At 67.5% G+C, this 18,767-nt stretch carries 13 protein-coding genes and 2 pseudogenes; 5 read left to right on the forward strand and 10 right to left on the reverse strand.

The features are described 5' to 3' along the window. The first annotated feature begins 85 nt into the window (after positions 1-85). On the forward strand, positions 86-481 hold the full coding sequence (locus ABT063_RS06755; protein ID WP_351056153.1) for a RidA family protein: 396 nt from the start codon (positions 86-88) through the stop codon (positions 479-481). Positions 482-775: 294 nt separating this feature from the next. Beyond that, the gene (locus tag ABT063_RS06760; RefSeq protein WP_351056094.1) at positions 776-1,210 is read left to right on the forward strand and encodes a VOC family protein; all 435 of its coding nucleotides are present in this window, start codon (positions 776-778) and stop codon (positions 1,208-1,210) included. 629 nt (positions 1,211-1,839) lie between these two features. Here the strand turns inward: ABT063_RS06760 and ABT063_RS06765 are convergent. After that, on the reverse strand, positions 1,840-1,995 hold the full coding sequence (locus tag ABT063_RS06765; RefSeq protein WP_351056095.1) for a hypothetical protein: 156 nt from the start codon (positions 1,993-1,995) through the stop codon (positions 1,840-1,842). Positions 1,996-2,231: 236 nt separating this feature from the next. Here ABT063_RS06765 and ABT063_RS06770 point away from each other — a divergent pair, with 236 nt between their 5' ends. Further along, positions 2,232-3,101, forward strand: a complete 870-nt coding sequence (locus tag ABT063_RS06770; RefSeq protein WP_351056096.1) for a nuclease — start codon at positions 2,232-2,234, stop codon at positions 3,099-3,101. Positions 3,102-3,296: 195 nt separating this feature from the next. Here the strand turns inward: ABT063_RS06770 and ABT063_RS06775 are convergent, their stop codons facing one another. Both ABT063_RS06775 and ABT063_RS06780 read right to left on the reverse strand, forming a co-directional pair. Beyond that, positions 3,297-4,886, reverse strand: a complete 1,590-nt coding sequence (locus ABT063_RS06775) for a phosphodiester glycosidase family protein (protein WP_351056097.1) — start codon at positions 4,884-4,886, stop codon at positions 3,297-3,299. Positions 4,887-5,466: 580 nt separating this feature from the next. After that, positions 5,467-5,799 (reverse strand): transposase, encoded by a 333-nt coding sequence (locus tag ABT063_RS06780; RefSeq protein ID WP_502990760.1) that lies wholly within the window; start codon positions 5,797-5,799, stop codon positions 5,467-5,469. Positions 5,800-6,017: 218 nt separating this feature from the next. Here ABT063_RS06780 and ABT063_RS06785 point away from each other — a divergent pair. Further along, a pseudogene (locus ABT063_RS06785) lies at positions 6,018-6,173 on the forward strand (mandelate racemase/muconate lactonizing enzyme family protein); the annotation flags it as partial. 382 nt (positions 6,174-6,555) lie between these two features. Next, the gene (gene chvE / locus ABT063_RS06790; protein WP_351056098.1) at positions 6,556-7,653 is read left to right on the forward strand and encodes a multiple monosaccharide ABC transporter substrate-binding protein; all 1,098 of its coding nucleotides are present in this window, start codon (positions 6,556-6,558) and stop codon (positions 7,651-7,653) included. 364 nt (positions 7,654-8,017) lie between these two features. Here chvE and ABT063_RS06795 read toward each other — a convergent pair. From ABT063_RS06795 to ABT063_RS06825, 7 genes and pseudogenes are all read right to left on the reverse strand, one after another. Next, a pseudogene (locus tag ABT063_RS06795) lies at positions 8,018-8,311 on the reverse strand (Uma2 family endonuclease); the annotation flags it as partial. A gap of 57 nt (positions 8,312-8,368) precedes the next feature. Beyond that, positions 8,369-9,955, reverse strand: coding sequence for a serine/threonine-protein kinase (locus ABT063_RS06800; RefSeq protein ID WP_351056099.1), 1,587 nt, complete (start codon positions 9,953-9,955; stop codon positions 8,369-8,371). A gap of 139 nt (positions 9,956-10,094) precedes the next feature. Next, positions 10,095-10,553: an ATP-binding protein gene (locus ABT063_RS06805; RefSeq protein ID WP_351056100.1), complete on the reverse strand. Its 459-nt coding sequence runs from the start codon at positions 10,551-10,553 to the stop codon at positions 10,095-10,097. A gap of 308 nt (positions 10,554-10,861) precedes the next feature. Then, on the reverse strand, positions 10,862-12,118 hold the full coding sequence (locus ABT063_RS06810) for a hypothetical protein (protein ID WP_351056101.1): 1,257 nt from the start codon (positions 12,116-12,118) through the stop codon (positions 10,862-10,864). A 126-nt stretch (positions 12,119-12,244) separates the two neighbouring features. Beyond that, complete coding sequence (locus ABT063_RS06815; protein ID WP_351056102.1) at positions 12,245-15,445, reverse strand: type I restriction endonuclease subunit R; 3,201 nt, start codon at positions 15,443-15,445, stop codon at positions 12,245-12,247. A 2-nt stretch (positions 15,446-15,447) separates the two neighbouring features. Next, complete coding sequence (locus ABT063_RS06820; RefSeq protein ID WP_351056103.1) at positions 15,448-16,728, reverse strand: restriction endonuclease subunit S; 1,281 nt, start codon at positions 16,726-16,728, stop codon at positions 15,448-15,450. Then, entirely contained in the window at positions 16,725-18,734 is a 2,010-nt protein-coding gene (locus ABT063_RS06825; RefSeq protein ID WP_351056104.1) for a type I restriction-modification system subunit M, read from the reverse strand. The genes ABT063_RS06820 and ABT063_RS06825 overlap by 4 nt, the downstream gene beginning before the upstream one ends. Positions 18,735-18,767: the final 33 nt, after the last annotated feature.

Consider the following 18,767-nt stretch of genomic DNA (forward strand, 5'->3'; position numbering starts at 1 on the left):
ACGACGTCGAAGCCGGCGGCTACCGAGCCGATGGCCGTACGTACTTCCAATGAATCGAAATGAATCGAATGGAGCTGACGTGGCAGTGGAACGAACGGCGGTCAACCCGGTGACGTGGTCGGTGGAGATGGGATTCAACCAGGGTGAGGTCGTCTCCGGGCACACCCGGACCCTGTACATCTCGGGGCAGACCGCGATGAGCGGCGACGGCAAGCCCCAGCATGACGGTGACATGGCGGCGCAGTTGGCGCTGAGCATCGACAACCTGGAGGCCGTGCTCGGCGAGGCCGGCATGTCTCTCGCGAACCTCGTCCGGCTCAACGTCTACACGACCGACGTCGATCTGCTTTTCCAGCACTACGGCGTGCTGGCGGCGCGGTTGGGCGCCGCCGCGGTGGCACCGACCACCACGATGCTCGGGGTGACGCGGCTGGCGATCCCCGGCCAGATGGTCGAGCTCGAGGGGACCGCCGTCGCGTGACGCGACCTCGCCGCCTCTGCTACCGGCGCCGGTTGAACCGGCACGAGTAGCAGGCAGATGGGTGATTACCTGTGCTCAGAATGGTGACAATCGGCGTCTATGGCCTCGACGGCGAGTCCTTCCTGCAACGACTGCGGCACGCAGACGTCCGACGGGCAACCCCTTGGAGGCATCGACATCGGATCACCCCCTGCGACCGCACGACACAGCAGCGGCTGGCAAGGACTGTCCCCCCGTCAACATGCAGATCACTACCGGGAGATGAGCAACCGAGCCCCCTGCTATGGTGCGCCGATGTCATCGGTCAAACAGTTCCAAGTCACCTTCGACTGCGCAGAACCTGAGCGCGTCGCTCGTTTTTGGTGCGAGGTGTTGGGGTACGTCGTACCGCCGCCGCCGGAGGGGTTTACTACTTGGGACGATTTCGATCGCTCGCTGCCGTCTGAGGACCAGGGTTCATGGTTCGCATGCGTTGATCCCTCAGGTGTGGGCCCGCGACTGTTCTTCCAGCGCGTTCCCGAAGGCAAGGTCGTCAAGAATCGGGTGCATCTTTGCGTGCGGGTCGGCACCGGGCTCGTGGGTGAAGAGCGCCTGGCCACGCTTGAGGCCGAATGCGCACGACTGGTCGCGCTCGGCGCGGTACGCGTGCGGCTACTGCCTGCCGATGAGGACAACGAGTCGTGCCTCGTGATGCAGGACATCGAGGGCAACGAGTTCTGTCTCGACTGAGCATCCTCCGAGACGGCGAGGTGGGGAGCCGCCTCCCTTGGGCCTCTCTCAAAGGTGGTCCGTATGGGGCGGGAGTTATCCCGTGAGGGCGAGGTTGTGAAGTCGGTCGATGCCGAGCATCGCGGTGTGAATGCCGGTGCCCTTCAGATGGCACCCAGTGGGCGGTCCGCATGCTCATGTGCCGGGCCACCACGAACGCCGGGGTCGATCCCGACCGTGTCAAGTTCCTCGGAACCGTCCGCATCGTGTGCCGCTCGGTCACCGACCGAGCGACCTTTTCCGCTTGAGGACCACCAGGCCCTCCTGGAGCACACGCTCGAACGCGTCGCCGCTCGCCGCAACCTCAACCCCCACCGCCGTCAGCGCACTTACCCACGATCCATCAAGCGCCCCCAACCCAAGCACCCATCGTGAGCGACGCCGATCGGACCGCGGTATCCGTCACCCGGCCCACCGACCGTCAAGCTGCTGCCGTCCAGCCCCCGAGCTCACCCGAGATCTCTGAACGGCATTGGTGGCAGCCGTTTGACAACGCCATTGGGAAGTGGGCCGTTCTGTTGCGTTGCGGGCAGCGCATGCGGTCGGGTCGCGAGGTGAGTGGATAAACGGGATTAAGTGTGCGGAGAGGGTCAGCGCTGAGTGAGCATCGGGGTCCAGCGGCCGTCGTAGCGCAGCTGCGCCTTCCGGAAGCCGGAGAGCGGGGTTGTCTTCTTGCCGTCCAGGCCAACCAGGAGTAGCTGGTTGCGGAACTCCCCCTTGCCGGGGTCGCATGCTTGGGGTCGCACCGCCAGGCGATGAGGTGGTTGTCGTCGGCCCAGGCGAGCAGCTGCTGGCCGGGTACGAGTGCGGCCCGCCTGCCGGTCTTCGCATCCAGTACCTCGGAGACGATCTGGCAAGCCGAGCCCTCGTCCAAAAGAGTCCACCAGCTGTGTGACTTTCATACTCGTCCGGGTTCGTGGCAGTGCGGGCCGCTCCGAATCGGGTCACGGTGAAGTCAGCACGGACCAGAAGGAGAGCCGCCATGCCGATGCTGCTGATCAAAGGCGCGTACAAGATCGTCGGGGCCAGTCCCGACGGGGACTCCGTCCGCTTCTACCCAGATGACCCGGACCAGTGGGACCTGCTGCGCGGGCGGCGGGTACGGCGCAACCGCAGCGGCGGCGCACAGCTCCGGCTCGACGGCATCGACACCCTGGAGACCCACTACCGCCCGCCCCGCGGCCCCGAGCTCCACCAGCCGGACCCGTTCGCAGGCAAGGCCGCAGCCGAACTGCTGTCCTGGCTGGGCTTCGAGAATGTGCAGCGCAACTCCCACGGCATCGTCACCAGCAGCAGGCCCGAGTCCCGGCCCGGCTACATCCTCACCCGCAGCGCCGACGTCCACGGCCGCTGCGTGGCCCTCGCCGGCCGCGGCACCGACGCTCCCGGCAGCAGCGGCAGGTTCATCAATGTCACCGTCGACCATCTGCGCGAGACCGCCAATCATCACCAGCTCGCCGAGGGCATGGCCTACCCCACCTTCTACCGGAAGCTTTTCGTCGACCTGCGCGAGGAGATGACCTCGGCGGCGCAGCAGGCAAGGGAGGCTGGTAAGGGGCTGTGGCCCAAGGACCAGACCCAGAGCGGGGTGAAGGTGCAGGGAATGTCCACCCTGACCGACCACGCGGTGCTGCTGCCCAAGCTGTTCCGCCGCTTGGCGGACTACCTCCAGCTCAACGACGGCGACCCCGCACTGGATGGCTTCCCTGACTACCTGGAGCAGCGGGAGGACCGGCTGTTCATCCTCTCCACCGGGCAGTGGACAGGGTTCGACACCGTTGTCGATGTCACCAACGGCAACACCGTACGGGTCACCCACGCACCGGAGGATCTCGTCTTCGACGAGAAGTAATAGCCCGGCAAGACGCCGGGGCTGGACGCGACGTCCGAGGACAACCCCCTTGTGTGGGCGGATGTCGGTAGTTGGCGAGGATGCGGGACACGAAGGCCTCGACGGTCTCCTGGCCTATCACGAGGGTTGCGGCGAACGCAGCCCTGCGCCTGCACCGCCTGTCACAAGACCTGCCAGCCTGGACGACGCCGGCCGTCAGCGGGTGAGCAGCAACGCGTCGCCCACCGCCCGCTCGGTGCCGTCCGACGGCGAGTTGATCACCTTGCCGTTCACCACCGTGCTGACCGAACCACCGCCGTCGAGGGCCATGGCGCGCACCGCACCCAGCGACTTCATCAGCTCCGCCCCTTCGCCCAGCCCGAATCCGTCGCTGTGGCCGGGCTGGCGGCCGTCCGCGGCGACCAGGAGCACACGGCCTCGCCGGTCGACGCCCAGGAGCATGCGCGGGTTGCGCTTGATGCCCCAGGTGTACGCGAAGGAGGGGTCGCCGATCCGCTCGATGCCGTCGGCTCCGTAGTTCACCGCGACCTTTCCGTCGCGCACCAGCTCGGGGCCGCCGTTGACGATGTCGTCCTGCGGGCCCAGTTCGAGCTCGCGGCCGCGCTCGTCCAGGATCCGCTGCCGCACCTTCAGTTCGCTGCCCGGCTTCGCGTGCGTACGCAGCCAGGAGGCTCCTTCGCCGACGCCGGCCAGGACGCTGCCGCCGTCCGGCACGGCACCGCCGCGCGGACGCACCTCCCGCACCCGGCCGTTCGCGTCGAGCACCGCCTCGACGCCGTCACCGGCCGGGGTGCTCGCGTCCAACTCGTCGGTGAATTCGACGATCTCGTCGGGATCGGTGCAGGTCACATCGTGCTGCGGCCGCTCGGTCGGGGAGTCGCCGCCGACGCCACCGCAGTTGCGGACCAGGCCAGGCACGCGGTTGACGCCATCCACGATCGCGGACGCCCCGCCCGCTCGGACCCTGAGCTCCGTGCGGAGCTTCTTGAACTCCGGGCGCAGACCATCGCCGCGCAGCACCGCCGCGATCCGGCCGTTGGTCGCCGCGCTCTGCAGCTTCCCGTCGTACGCGGCAATACCGGCCGAGGCGCCCGGTACGCCGTCCTTGCGCTCCATGACGAAGAAGCCCGCGTTGACGCCGAGCAGGGCGTCGTCGCCGACGGCCATGTCGCTCACCTTCTCCCGGCCGGCGACCCCCATGCCGTACGTGGCCTTCAGCGCACCGCCATAACGCTTCGGGTCGATGATCGCCACCTTGACCTGGGCAAGACCGGTGCCGGGTACACCGTCTGCGCCGGTCCACTCGCTGACCGCGTCGAACCCCGCGGCCGCGAGGGCCTGACGCTGCGCGTCGGCCTCGGTCCGGATGGCGTACTCCCCCACCCGGACTCGCACACCGACCAGCCCCCTGCGGTCCGAACCCCGCGGCCATTCGACCCGCTCACTACGAGCGCTGAACCCGGCGCCACGCAGTCGCTCCGCCAGCGCCTCCGCCCCCTGCTCGGTGGTGAGGTGAGCGCCGTTGGCGCGCACCGTGACCGTCCAGTGGTCCGCACCGGGACGGCCCGAGATCCTGCCCTGGTACAGATCGACTCCGGAGGCGAGGCGATCGTGCTGCCAGTCGGCGATCGGTCGAGGAACGGCGGTCGTCGAAGAGGCGGCCGCGGTGGCTGCGGTGTTGTCGTACTGGTCGACGACAACACCGGGAGCGACAAGTCCCGCCGCGGCGACGGCAACCGCCGACGCCTTCACGGAAACTCGGAACGGACGGCGTGCGAGGGCCACAGGCACTCCTAGGTCGCGGACGAGCATCGCGTGCACAGCCGGCTTGCACACATGGCTTGCACACATGGCTTGCACACATGACATGGTGTTCGGGACGCGCGTTCATGTCGTGCCAAACGCAACTCCTGTGGGGCAGCGAACACGAGTTCTCGAGCGACGATTGAACCCACGAGCGAATACCAGAAGTCCGGCCAGTGAACTCGCCTCAGGCCAACCATGGGTAAGTTCGCGTTCACGGACGAAATGGCCCTGCTCAAGCTCTCTGGCGTCCCGTCATTCGGCGGCGGACCGCACCGGAGCCGGGATGGCCTTGACCGAACGGCAGGGGCAGAAAACCTGGCCGGTCTCCGGCAGCTTGAGTGGACCTGCGCCCGTTCCTGCGGATCTCAGCATCCGATGGCTGGCCGTCCGCGGGTGTCACGGTGCGCGAGGGACGTGGTCACCGGCCGGTCCCACGTGACCGGCGACGTCCGCGGCTCCGGTGGCGGTGATCGGGTGCGGTCGTCCGGACGGGCCGGCGAGGCGCCTCAGGCTTCCTTCGCGGGTTCGTGGTGAGGACTGCCGGTCAGTCCGGCCACGGTCAGGGGGAGGTGCTGGGCCAGCAGTTCGGCCGCGGTGTCGGCGTCGCGGGCCGGCGCAGTCTCCTCAATCGGCGACGAACGGCCCAGCGTTCCCGTCGCAGCCGTTCCAGCATGAGCATTGCGGCGTCGCGGTCCTGGATGTCCGCGGCCGTCACCAGCACGGCCAGGGCCAGGCCGAGGCAGTGCACCACCAGGTGCCGCTTGTGCCGGCCCGCCTTCTTCCCGCTGTCCCAACCGGATGCCGGCCGCGGGATGTTCCCCGCTGTCCGCACCGACTGCGAGTCCACGATCGCCGCGGTCGGGTCCGCTGCACGGCCCTCCGTCTCCCTCACACTGTCCGAAATCCACTACCCGCTGTCCTCCCGCACGCCGCAACCACGCGGTGAACTGGCGCATCACGGCTGCCCTGTTGGAGACCAAAAACGATCTCCAACACCTTTCTGCAACCGTTCCAGTTCGACCCGTTGACACTCCGCACACGCCCCCTTACTGTCACCTCATCATTCCGACCATGTGACGAGATTTCGAACCTTTGGAAGGCAAGTGCCCTGTGCTCCCCGGAATCAGCACGCACGTGGCCGGAACGCCGTGGCGCAGCCTGACGCACTTACAGGTGCACACCGGCAAGGGGATCACGAGAGTCGGCGAGCCTCGGATGCCGGGCCACAGCAACGCACTGATCGGCGACCTGCGGGACACCGAGGCGCCTGAGCACCGACTCAAGCAACGTGCCGGGCAGACCTGACCTCCATCCTGAGCGAGGTCCGCCGGTTGTTCAATCGCCTTCAAACCTGTGCACCAAGGCCCCGACGACCTCGGCGGCTGCGTGCGGATCCACGAGGGCGCCGAGCTGATCCGCCCCGGCGCACAGCTCTGTCCGGAGTTCGGCCTGTCCAGGGCGCCCGGGGATCTACCCGTACGGCACCCATCTGCGGGACCCGACCCTGGACACCGCCCCGGAGCGGGTCCGGCGCGTCCGACTCGCTCTCGCCCTGCCTGCCGGCTGCCCGGCCCGCTTCACCGCTTCCCCCTCGACATCTGATACGCCGTCTCCCCCTCAACGACGAGAAGAACAAGGAACGATCACCATGTTCAACCGAAGAGCCGCCCTCGCCGGAGCCGCCGCCCTCGCCTTCACCTTGTCCGCCTGCGGTCAGAACAGCGAGGTCAGCTCCGAGGGCAGCTCCGAGGGCAGCTCCGAGGGCGGTACCGTCGGCATCGCCATGCCGACCCGGGCCTCCGAGCGCTGGCTCACCGACGGCAAGAGCCTCGTCGAGGTCCTGAAGGGCGAGGGGTACAAGACCAAGCTGGTCTACGGCGACGACGACCCGAAAGCCCAGGTCTCACAGATCGGGAACCTGATCAAGCAGAGCGTCGATGCACTGATCATCGCGGCCATCGACGCCAAATCGCTGAACGGCGTGCTGCAACAGGCCGCTGATGCGGAGATTCCGGTGATCTCCTACGACCGGCTCATCCTCGGCACCAAGAACGTCGACTACTACGTCTCCTTCGACAACGAGATGGTCGGCCGGCTCGAAGCCCGCCACATCATCGACAAGCTCGGCCTGGAGGAGGGCAAAGGCCCGTTCAACATAGAGCTGTTCGCCGGCTCCCCCGACGACAACAACACCAAATACTTCTTCGAAGGTTCGATGGCACTCCTGCAGCCGTTCCTGGACAGCAAGCAGTTGGTCGTCCCGTCCGGCCAGACCGAGCTCAACCAGATCACCACCCTGCGCTGGGACGGCCCCACCGCGCAAAAGCGCATGAGCGGCATCCTCGCCGAGTGGTACGGCAGCGAGAAGGTCGACGCGGTCCTGTCGCCGTACGACGGCATCTCCAGGGGCATCCTGTCTGCGCTGACGTCGGACGGCTACGGCTCCGACAGCAAGCCCCTCCCGGTCATCACGGGTCAGGACGCCGAACTGGCCTCGGTGAAGTCAATCATCGCGGGTCAGCAGTCGCAGACCGTCTACAAGGACGTCCGCCGACTCGCCAAGGCCGCCGCGGAAATGGCCGACGACATACTCAGCGACAGGACGCCGCGGATAGACAACACAGGGGAATACAACAACGGCGTCAAGGTCGTGCCCGCCGTCCTGCTGCAGCCAACGAACGTCGACAAGACCAACTACGATGTTCTGGTCTCGGACGGCTACTTCACCGCCGACGAGCTCAAGTAGCAGCACAGCCTCTGCGTGATACGCCCGCACGACGCTCGCCACGATACGGTCAGCGTTTGTACGAACGACCCCCGCCGAGTCTGTCGGCGGGGACCGCCGTCCGCGGGCCGGACCTCCCCGCCCGGGCACCGCAGGTGACGACGAGCCCGTGTCTGGCGCGCCGAGAGGGAGTCGCGCCGTCCTCGTCCCGCATGGAACTCCAAGGCGCGTGTACCCGCCCTGCCCGGGAGGCTTCTCAACCCTCTGACCTGCTACGCAGCCTGTGCCCCCGGCAGGATTCGAACCTGCGACACCCGCTTTAGGAGTGGGATCGAATCCTTGCCGGGCATCGCTCACGCGCCGCCGGCTGCTGAGCAGCGCGTGGTCAGACCTGGCCGAGGTCGATCTCCACCGGGAAGGGGGCCACCACCTTGAGGACGCCGGTGAACACGTCTCCGTCCCGGTAGGTCTTCGTCGCGGGGTCGAGAACGTAGGTGTACACGAGAGGAACGCCTGTCGCGGCTTGCTCGATCCGCCAGTAGAAGCCGATGCCTGCCTTGGCGTACTGGTCGACCTTCACGATCCGGTCGGTGGTCTCCGAGCCCGGCGACACCACCTCCGCGACCAGCAGCACGTGCTCAGGACGGGTGGGGGTGATGTCGATCGTGTCTGCGCGGTACCCGAACTCGTCGCGAGCAGCATGGTTTCGGCCGATGCTGCTTCTGGAGGACCCGGGTCAGGAATCCGAACCGTCGAGGCCGAGGCGGATCACGGCGAGTGCTTCGGCGATCTCGACGGTCATCTCGTCGTCGGGGCCGAACACCATGCACATGTCCTGGTGGAGCGGTTCGAGGACCTGCCGGGCTTCGACGGCCCGGCCCTGGGCGAGCAGCAGCATCCCGATGTTGTGCCGCAGCTCCACGGCTTCCTCGCTCACGTCGCTGTCGACGGCCCGCACGACGTTCAGCACGCCCTGGAGCACGGCGAGCGCATCGGTGACCTGGCCGAGTTCGGCGCGGCACCGGGCCGCCTGGGCGCGGCAGGCGCGGGCCTGCTCGCCGGTGGGGCCCGCGATGCGGGCGTACGCGTCGGCGAGGGCGTCGAACTCGGGCAGGGCGGCCCGGTAGTCGCCGCCGAGGAGGCGGATCGCTGCTCGCTGGCGGCGCAGCCCCAGGACCGGCTTGCTCTCGCAGCCGAGGGCGAGGGCCGAGGGTTCGATGACCTCGCCGAGCACCTCGGCGGCCTGCGCGAACCGCTCCTCCTCCAGCAGGGCGTCGGAGTGGGCGTACGCCTCCTTGATGTCCTCGCGCAGCTGGGCGGGGACGGGCGCCGGCTGGGCCCCCGGGAGGACGGCTGTCGGCGTCGAACCACCGGGTGCGGGCGCCTGGGCGCGGGCGCGGGGCGCGAAAGGGTGACGGAACACGCCCGTCGGGTCGGGTGCGCCGGCCGGCCCGGCATCGGCTGTGCCGGGTTCTCCGCCTGGCGACGGGAGGAACGGCAGCAGCCGCGCGTACACCTCCTGCGTGTCGGCGGGCCGCGCCTCGGGCGCCTTGCGCAGCAGGTGCAGGACCAGCTCCTCCAGCGCTTCGGGGACGTCGGGCCGCAGCTGTCGCAGGGGGGTGGGGGCGGCGTTGACGTGCTGGTACATCAGCAGGTACTCGCTCTCCGCCTCGAACGCGAGGCGCCCGCTGAGGAGTTCGTGCAGCACACAGCCCAGCGCGTACAGATCGGTCTGGGGGGTGATGCGTCCGCCGCGGACCTGCTCGGGCGACATGTACTGGTGGGTGCCGATGGGGCTGCCGGTGGCGGTCAGTTTGGTGACGTCGGTGCGCAGGATCGCCGCGATGCCGAAGTCGAGGACCTTCACGGTGCCGTCGCGTGCGACGAGGATGTTGCCCGGCTTGAGGTCCCGGTGGATCACCGGCACATCGTGCGCGTACGACAGCACGGTCGCGACCTGCGCGGCGACGGCCGCCGCCCAGCTGACCGGCAGGGGCCGGCCGGGGTCAAGGTAGGCGGACAGCGGTACGCCGTCGACGAGCTCCATCACCAGGAACAGCCGCTCGTACGACGTGTCGAGCACCGCGTCGTACACCTGCGGCACGCCGGGGTGCTGGATGCGCGCGGTGATGCGGGCCTCGCGACGGAAGCGCTTGGCGAACTCCTCGGCCAGCTGCGGGGAGGTGACCGACGCCTGCCGAATGAGCTTCACGGCGACGGGCCGGTCGAGCACGGCGTCGTAGCCGCGCCACACGTCGCCCATGCCGCCGTGGCTGAGCTCCTCCAGGAGTTCGTAGCGGTCGGAGATCGCCTCCTGCGGCACCTTGCCCCCGGTGTGCGTGAAGAACAGTCACGGTCAGGGGTCGAGTGTGACCGCTGCGTCGATCCGCCGTCCAGCGGTCGCGGTGTGACAGGGGCTTGGGCGCCGCGGTGGACGACGGGCAGGAGGGTACGGCGGCCGGTCAGCCTCCCGCCGGCCGGACGTACTCCGCCCAGACCGTCTTGCCGGGGCCCTCCCGGCGCGGGTGCCAGTCCCAGCGGTCGGCGAGGTGCTCCACCAGGAGCAGGTCGCGGCCGCTGTCGCGGAGGTCCGTGGGCGTCGCTACCACCGGTACGCCTTCGGTGCGGGTGTCGGTGACCTCGATCCGTACGGTCGTGGCGTCGCAGGCCAACGCCAGGTGGAAGTCCCGGCCGGAGCCCCGGCCGGGCCGGACGGCGTTGGCGGCGAGCTCGGTGACGATCAGCGTCAGCGTGTGGTGCGTGTCGCAGTCGTAGGGGATCCCCCACGCGTCGAGCCGCTGCCCGGCAAGCCGCCGGGCGAGCCGCGCGCCGCGCGGGGTGGAGCTGAACCGCATCGCGAAGTGGCCTGTGGGGCTGCTGGGCCGGGGGACGCGGTCGGGGGGAGCGGTCTCACTGGTCATGCCCTCAACGCTCCCGGTGGTGGCGTAGCGTGACCAGTGGTGACGCACCGCCGCGTTCCGGTTGTACGCGACGGAGCGGCAGGTGTACGAGGCGCGCCGCGTGACCGGCTCGGGGCGGGGGCGTTGGGCCGGGGAACCGGACCGGGGACTCGCCCGGCTGGCCGCCGACCAGACCATCTGAGCCGTACATTCGTAAACTCCGTGGGTGCCCAGTCGCACAGGCGGCTGGGCACCCACGTCTTGCACGGTTGGCCGAGGCAAAGAACGCCCCCGCTCCGAAGAGCCGGGGGCCGACCGCCGGATCAGACTCAGCCTTCCTCGGCGCGTACCTCCTCGTTCCCGCGCCGACGGCGCGCTCGCTCGGCGATCGTGCTGGAGAGCTTGTCCTTGACCGAGCTGGCTCGGTCGAGGGTCTCGTTGCCGAGGCTTCTGGCGGCATCGACGCTTTTTGCTCCGGTCTCGAGAGCCTTGTCCCTCGTCTCCGCGGCCGCGTCCACCCATCGTCTCGCATCCGATGACCGGCGACCGGACTCAATCCCGAGCCGCCCGTGGAAGTCATCGACGCCGGTTGCGACATGGTTGCTCGATTGGACTACGGCCGGGGACTTGGTCGGGTGCAGCAGCACCTTCGCGTTGGCCGTGTCAGCAGCCGAATTCATCCGGGCCACCAGGCGCTCGGTGCTCCGCGAGATGAGATCCAGCCGGTTCTGTCGGGCAGCCCGAAGCCCGATGCGATGCCGGTCCAGCTCCTCCGGAGCCGTGTCCAGCACTCGGTCGAGTTCGAGCACGGCGATCGCGTCCTGCAGTTGGAAGCAACGAGCCAGAACAGCGAGCCACTCCTGAGCCTTGGACTCGGCTTCATTGGCCGCCGTGGCGAGATCGCCGATCTTGGTCTTGCGCTTGCGCTCCACCTTCTCCGCGAGTGCGTCGAGTTGACGCAACGCGTACGCCTGGGTATCTGCGATCGTCGCCGGCGCGGCCTGCACCTTCGACCACGTGACCTCGGAGACCCGGCCCACCTGCTCTCGGATGGTCATGGTCTCCTCGATCACGAGGTCCACTCCGATCATGCGGGCCAACACAGCGTCCTTCTGGGCGCGGAGCACGTCGTCGACCTTCTCGTCGATCGTGGCGAGGTAGTCGGTGATCTCGTCCATGGTCTGCTGCATCGCGAGCTGTGCCATGATCCCTGCGGCACCAGCCAGAAGCGCCGGGTTGGTCAGAAATGAGCCGGCCCCCTTCTCGATCTGGAGCCATGACTTGATTGAGCCAGGTCTCCCCACCATCGCGTGGCTGACGCCTGGCGTCTTGCTTTCCATCAGCCCGAACTTCTTGACACGCTGCGCGGACTCCGTGGTCAGCTTCACCCAGCGACCGGAGCTGGCGGCAATCTCCGAACCTGCCTGCGCCACTGCAGCCCCGGTACCGCAGACAGACTTGAGTCGTTGCAATCCGAGGTCCTTCGACGACAGTCCCTCCGAGACGAGGAAGCATTCGACATCCGTCGGATTCCCGATGACCGCCAGTCCATCACCGTCACTGATCAGCTGAATCTCGTTGTCCATTGCCCGCTCCTGAAGTGGCTTCTCGTAGTTGAGGATCGTCGGGGTGCGCGCGGTGATCGCCGGGCAGGGGCCGGGGTCTTGCTCCAAAGGGCGCCCCGGCCGGCACATCCAGCCGGGGCGTACGGATCAGACGCCGTCGTCCAGGCCCTCCTCGCGGCGGATCATCCGCCACGCGGCCTTGCGGGCGCTGCGGTCCAAGCTGGACTTGAAACCCTTGTCGGGGCCGAAGTACTGGCGGCCCATGCCCGCGATGGTGTCGATGTGGTCGGCCATCTTGTCCGCGAAGACGTTGTCGAAGACGAGGCCGAAGTTGTCCTCGTCGTTGACGACGGCCGCCGCCCGCACCTTCGGGTCGGCCTTGGCCTCCTCGAACGGGCGGATGACGTCCTGCTCGGTGAACTCGGTGCCGAAGCGTTCGTTGAACTTCTCGATCAACTGCGAGAGCAGCGACTTCTCCGCCTCCTTCGCGCCGCCCGAGCCGTCGCCGAAGCCCTGCATCGTCGTCGGCCCCTCGGCGGTGAGGGAGACGTCGTACTCGCCGGTCTTCTCCACCCGCATGTGGCTCAGGTCGACCTCGCCTATGTCCACGCCGCCGTCCGCGCGGCGCGGCAGCCGGTTGAGGAGGTAGCGGCCGTAGAGGTGCAGCCGCTCCAGTTCGGCGTCCCGGTAGGGGACGATCTGCGCGAGGAAGCCGTACTTCCTGACGTAGTCGTTGAGGTCGGCGCGGAAGCCCTCCGCCGTCTCCTGGTCGTCCTCGTCCTCGCTTTCGAGCAGAGCGGTGAAGCGGGCGACGGCGGGGGAGAGCAGCCGGTACAGCTCGGCGTGCAGCTTCTCCCACTTGGACTGCGAACCTGCGGCCTTTTCCTTGGCGGCGAAGTATGCGGCGGCGAACTCGTCCATCTCCTGTCCGGACAGGATCGGCGCCTGCATGACCCGGCTCTGCGCGGTGTAGAGCAGGTTGGGATCGGAGGGGAGGGTCATCGCCTCCTCGAAGTACGGGCGGAAGGAGTCCTGTATGTCCTCGGCGTCGTTGACGAAGTCCAGAACCGCCAGGTCGGCCTGGGTCTTGCGCTCGGCGGTCCGGTTCAGCCGGGACAGGGTCTGGACGGCGGAGATGCCGGTCAGCGGCTTGTTGACGTACATCGTCGTCAGCAGCGGCTGGTCGAACCCGGTCTGGTACTTCTCTGCCACGACCAGGATCCTGTACTCGCACTGGCCCGCACCGCCGGCTCGGGCAACCTTGTCGTCGGCACGCGTGTACGCGAACGCCTTCGGCAGCGCGCTCTCCGACAGCCCGCCGTTCTCCTTCGGCTCGGTGGTCTCCTCGCCGTCGATGGTGAGCGAGCCGGAGAAGGCGACGAGGACACCCAGGTCGGGGTACTTGGTGTCGTAGTCCCGGTCCTTGATGTAGCTCTTGATCGCACGCGCCATCTGCACGGCGGACTGCCGCGAGGCGGTCACCACCATGGACTTGGCCCGCCCGCCGAGACGGCCCCGGCTGTGCGCCACGAAGTGCTCCACGATCACCTGGGCATGCTGGGCGACCGTCGAGTCATGGGTCAGCGCGTACCGGGCGAGCAGGCCGTTCGCCTTCGACGGGTCGACTTCCCGCTCGTCGGGGTTCTGGTTCACCAGCTTCCAGTACGTGTTGTACGTGACGTAGTTGCGCAGCGGGTCGAGGATGAAGCCCTCCTCGATCGCCTGCCGCATGGAGTACGTGTGGAAGGGCCGGTACGTCGCCTTGCCGTCGATGTCCTGCAGCGTGCCGAAGAGTTCGAGAGTCTTGGCCTTCGGCGTGGCGGTGAACGCGAAGTAGGAGAGGTTCGCGGCGCGGGAACGCTGCTCGGCCCGCTTCTTGAGCTGCTCGTCGAGGGTGGCGGCGGCCGGGGCCTTGACTGTGGTCGCGCCCGCGTCGTCCGAGTCGGAGTCCAGGCCGAGGTCGCGCAAAGCGGATCGTACGGCGGTGGCGGCGTCGCCGGACTGCGAGGAGTGCGCCTCGTCCACGATGATCGCGAAGCGGCTGCCCTGGATCTCGGTGGGGTTGCGCTGGAGGTAGTCCAGCAGCGCCGGGAAGGAGTGCAGCGTGACGGTGACGATCTTGCCGGTGTCACGGGAGAGGGCCTTGGCGAGCTGCTCGCCCTTCGCCCCGTGCTTCTCGTCGATCTTCACGACGAGGCCCGCGGTCTGCTCGAAGTTACCCACCGTTTCCCGGAGTTGGGCGTCCAGATTGCGGCGGTCGGTGATGACGATGACCTTGTCGAAGACCGGCACGCCCGGCTTGAGGCCCTTGGCGATGGCCTCGGGATCGAGCTCGCGCGGGTCGGTGGGGGTGTGCAGGTCGCTGAGGCGGTGCGCGAGCCAGCCGATGGTGTTCGACTTGCCCGAGCCGGCCGAGGCCATGACCAGGTAGTCGTGTCCCGGGCCGTGGGTGGCGGCGTGCGCGGTGAGCTTCTTGACCGCGTCCCACTGCTGGAACCGGGGGAAGACCATCGTCTTGGTGCTGCCGCCGCCGGGCGTCTTGCTCTTGTGCAGGTGCACGAACCGCTGGAGCAGGTCCAGCCAGTTGTCCGGCTGCCAGACGTGCTCCCAGAGGTAGGAGGTCGCGTACGTGCCGTAGGCGGTGGGGGCCGGGTTTCCGGCGCCGCCCGGCTGACCGGGTCCGTTGGAGCCGGTGTTGAAGGGCAGGAAGCGGGTGTTCTTGCCCTTGAGCTGGGTGGCGACGAAGACCAGGTCCGGATCCACGGCGAAGTTCGCGACGACCCGGCGCGTGAAGATCAGCTCAGTGGGGTCCCGGTCGGTGCGGTACTGCTCCTTGGCCTGCTCCACCCCTTGCTTGGTCAGCGGGTTCTTCAACTCGGCCGTGGCGACGGGAATTCCGTTGAGGAAGAGGGCGAGGTCGAGCCGGTTGCCCCAGTCGGCCTGCTTCGTCGCGTACTCCAGTTCGCGGACGACCGTGAGGCGGTTGGCCCGGTAGCCGTCGAGCACAGAGTCGTGGGCGACGAGGTTCGGCTTGAAGTAGGCGACACGGAGGAGGACGCCCCGGTCCTTGACGCCGTTGCGGAGCACGTCGAGGAGGCCGTTGGCGGCGATGGCCTGGTCGAGGCGGCCGGCGAACCCGCGCTGCGCCTCGTTCGGATCGCCGCCGTAGACGGTGAGCAACTCGCTCCACTCGTCGGGCTGGGTCGCCCTGATGAAGGTGAACAACTCGTTGGTGTCCAGGCCGAGATCGGCCTGGTAGTCCTGCGGACGAGCTTCGCGCCAGCCCCGCTCGACCATGGCGGCGACGATGGCGTCACCGAAGGCGGACTCAGTGTGGATGGGGCTCATGGCTACGCGCTTACTCCGTCCGTTACGTTGCGCCCGCTGGCGGTGGATACGTCGAACTGGCCGGTTACGGCGGCGGTGATGAGGGCTTGGCGGCGTTCAGAAAGAAGGTCGAGCTGTGTCGTGAGTCTCTCCTTCGCGCGCCGGACGCAGTCCAGCTTCGTATTCACCTCTCGGACCAGGGCTTGTTGCTTGGCGACAGGTGGGAGCGGAACAGGGAAACTCAAGATCTTGCTGCTGTTGGTTGATGCCAAGTTTGTCGTGCGGCTGCCCGTGCTCTCGAAGTAGCAACGCCCGTGCACAGTCTGTGTCATCAGTGCCAGGTAGTGTCCGTCCAGGCGGGACTCGTCGACGCGGAGCGCGAAGATGTGGTTCTGGTGGAGGCAATTCGGAAGCTCCCCGTTCCACACCGTCCCGCGGCCGAGTTTGTCCAGGTCGCCGCCTTCGGTCATGAGTACGTCACCGGGACGGAGGGTACTGCGACTGGCGACTGCTCGGGGGACAGTGATCTCGGCGACCGAGTCGAAATTGACGTATCCGGCTTGGACGTTGGCCACACGAAGATACGGGCGCGTCAGCACGTCTCCGGTCACGTCGCGCTTACCGTCGACTGTGAGGCCATTCTGAATGCGGCAGATGTAGCCGAGCCGCACTAGGGGGTCGACCGAGGAGACAGCCGGGAACCACGGCCACGGGCCTCGCCCGAGCGGGTGGGTCAGGATGCCCGGGATTAGAGTCTCGGAGACATGCGCATAGGCTCGCTCGTCAATCAGCGAATGCTGTGCTTGACGCTTCTGTGCCAACAGGTCGATGCGGGCGGTCTCGGCGTCGAGGAAGTCGGCGATGCGGCGCTGTTCCTCCAGCGGCAGGAGAGGTAGTTCGATCTTCTTGAACTGGTCCCACGGCAAATCGAAGCCATTGGGAGGCATATTCTTTGAGCGACGCCCAATTTCTTGACGGTAGGGCTCGGACCTCAAGAGGTGATGCAGGTATCGGGAATCAACCTTAGAGTTTTCGACGTCGAGCACCCAGTATGCAGGTGAGATCACCCCAGCATGTTGCGAGGTGCCGTAGGCTCCGAAGCGCGCCCAGAGCCGATTGACCACCAAGTCGCCAGGCTGCACAACACGGTAGCTGGACATGTCCTCACTTGGCTGGCGGCCTTGGGAGAGGTCTCGAACTTCCACACCTGATTCAGACTTCACGGTCAGCAGAGGGAGATCTGGGCCGCCATACTGTTCACGGCTCCGGAGGATGGTCCACAGCGGAATCGAGGCCTGGCTCACTGCGTCACCTCACCCAACAGCGCCTGAATCTCCGCCTCCAGCGACTTCAACTCCGCGTCGATCTCCGCCAGCGGCCTCGGCGGCTTGTACACGTAGAAGTGCCGTGTGAACGGGATCTCGTACCCGATCTTCGTCTTGGTGTGGTCGATCCACGCGTCCGGGACGTGCGGCAGCACCTCGCGCTTCAGGTAGTCCTCGACGTCCTCGCCGAGCGGAACGTTCTCGTAGTCCCGCAGGTCCGTGTCCGGCTCCGGCGCGCCCTTGACCTTCTGGACCTCGCCCTCCGGGTCCCGGACGCCGATCGTCTCCCGTACCGCCTTCGCGAACGGCGCTCCCGTCGGCCAGGTCAGGCCGGCCGCGACCACCGCGTCCTTGAGCGCGATGAACGCCTCGGACTTCGTCGTCCAGGACGAGCCGAGCAAGGTACGCACCGCCGCGACGAACTCCTCACTCCGCTCCAGCTTCGTGACCGGCTTGGCCTCCGCCAGTGCCGCCAACGTCTCCTCCGTCACCTCGAAGCGCAGCTTCAGCGGGCGTTCGACGGTGATGCGCTGGTAGCCGAAGCCCTCGTTGGCGAAGACCTTGACCTTGCCGTGCAGCGGGTGCTCGGGGTCCTTGGCGACCTGGACGGCCTCCGCGTACAGCCGGGTGATGTCGGCGATGTGGTCGGGGCGGCCGTTCGTTCCGTCGCCGAGCTCCTTGCGCTTGTCGCCGAGCGACTTGCGCATCTTCTGCCACTGGTCGCGCGCGTCCAGCAGGACGACCTTGCCCTTGTGGTCGGCGTCCTTGCGGTTGGTGAGGATCCAGAAGTACGTGGAGATGCCGGTGTTGTAGAAGAGCTGGTCGGGGAGGGCGACGATCGCCTCCAGCCAGTCGTTCTCCAGGATCCAACGTCGGATCTCCGACTCACCAGACCCCGCCGCGCCGCTGAACAGCGGGGAGCCGTTGAAGACGATGGCGATGCGGGAGCCGCCCCCGCCGTTCACGTCCACCGGCTTCATCTTCGAGATCATGTGCTGGAGGAAGAGCAGCGAGCCGTCGTTGATGCGCGGCAGGCCCGCGCCGAAGCGGCCGGCGTCGCCGAGCGACTTGTGCTCGTACTCGACCTCCTCCTTGACCTTCTTCCACTCCACGCCGAACGGCGGGTTGGCGAGGATGTAGTCGAACGTGCGGCGGGCGTGGCCGTCGTCGGAGAAGGAGTTGCCGAAGCGGATGTTCTCCGGGTCCTGGCCCTTGATCATGAGGTCGGAGCGGCAGATCGCCCAGGACTCGGGGTTGAGCTCCTGCCCGTACACCTCGACCGTCGCGTCCGGGTTGAGGGCCTTGATGCGGTCGTCGGCGGCGCTGAGCATGCCGCCCGTGCCGCAGGCCGGGTCCATGACCGTGCGGACGACACCCGGCAGGCTGAGGGCGTCCGCGTCGGGCGCCACCAGCAGGTTGACCATCAGCTTGATGACCTCGCGCGGGGTGAAGTGCTCACCCGCGGTCTCGTTCGACTGCTCGGCGAAGCGGCGGATCAACTCCTCGAAGATGTAGCCCATGTTGTGGTTGGGCACGACGTCGGGGTGCAGGTCGAGGTCGGTGAACCTGCCGATGACCTGGTAGAGCAGGTTCGCGCTGTCGAGCTTCCTGACCTGCTGGTTGAACTCGTACTTGTCGAGGACCTCGCGGGCGTTGTCGGAGAAGGCGCCGACATAGATCTGCAGGTTCTTCGCCGCGTTCTGCGGGTCGGCCGCGATCTTCCGCAGGGTGAGGTCGCTCTTGTTGTAGAAGGAGTGGCCCGAGGCCTTGCGCAGGAAGTGGTCGGTGTCGATCTCCTGGCCCGCGAACCTGGTGACGGTCTCGACGACCTTCTCGCGCGTCGGTTCCAGGACGCATTCCAGGCGGCGCAGCACGGTGAACGGCAGGATGACCTTGCCGTAGTCGGACTGCTTGTAGTCGCCGCGCAGGAGATCGGCGACGGACCAGGCGTGGTTCGCCAGCTCCGTGTGCTTGCTGCTGTTCAAGAGGTCCCGGCTTCCTTCCGAAGAGCGCCGTCC

It is taken from the genome of Streptomyces sp. NPDC002838, from assembly GCF_040295365.1.
GTDB lineage: Bacteria > Actinomycetota > Actinomycetes > Streptomycetales > Streptomycetaceae > Streptomyces.

Coding starts and splice junctions, on each gene's coding strand:
- chvE (WP_351056098.1), top strand. CDS start 6,556: ATGTTCAACCGAAGAGCCGCCCTCGCCGGAGCCGCCGCCCTCGCCTTC.
- ABT063_RS06805 (WP_351056100.1), bottom strand. CDS start 10,553: ATGACCAGTGAGACCGCTCCCCCCGACCGCGTCCCCCGGCCCAGCAGC.
- ABT063_RS06770 (WP_351056096.1), top strand. CDS start 2,232: ATGCCGATGCTGCTGATCAAAGGCGCGTACAAGATCGTCGGGGCCAGT.
- ABT063_RS06760 (WP_351056094.1), top strand. CDS start 776: ATGTCATCGGTCAAACAGTTCCAAGTCACCTTCGACTGCGCAGAACCT.
- ABT063_RS06815 (WP_351056102.1), bottom strand. CDS start 15,445: ATGAGCCCCATCCACACTGAGTCCGCCTTCGGTGACGCCATCGTCGCC.
- ABT063_RS06810 (WP_351056101.1), bottom strand. CDS start 12,118: ATGGACAACGAGATTCAGCTGATCAGTGACGGTGATGGACTGGCGGTC.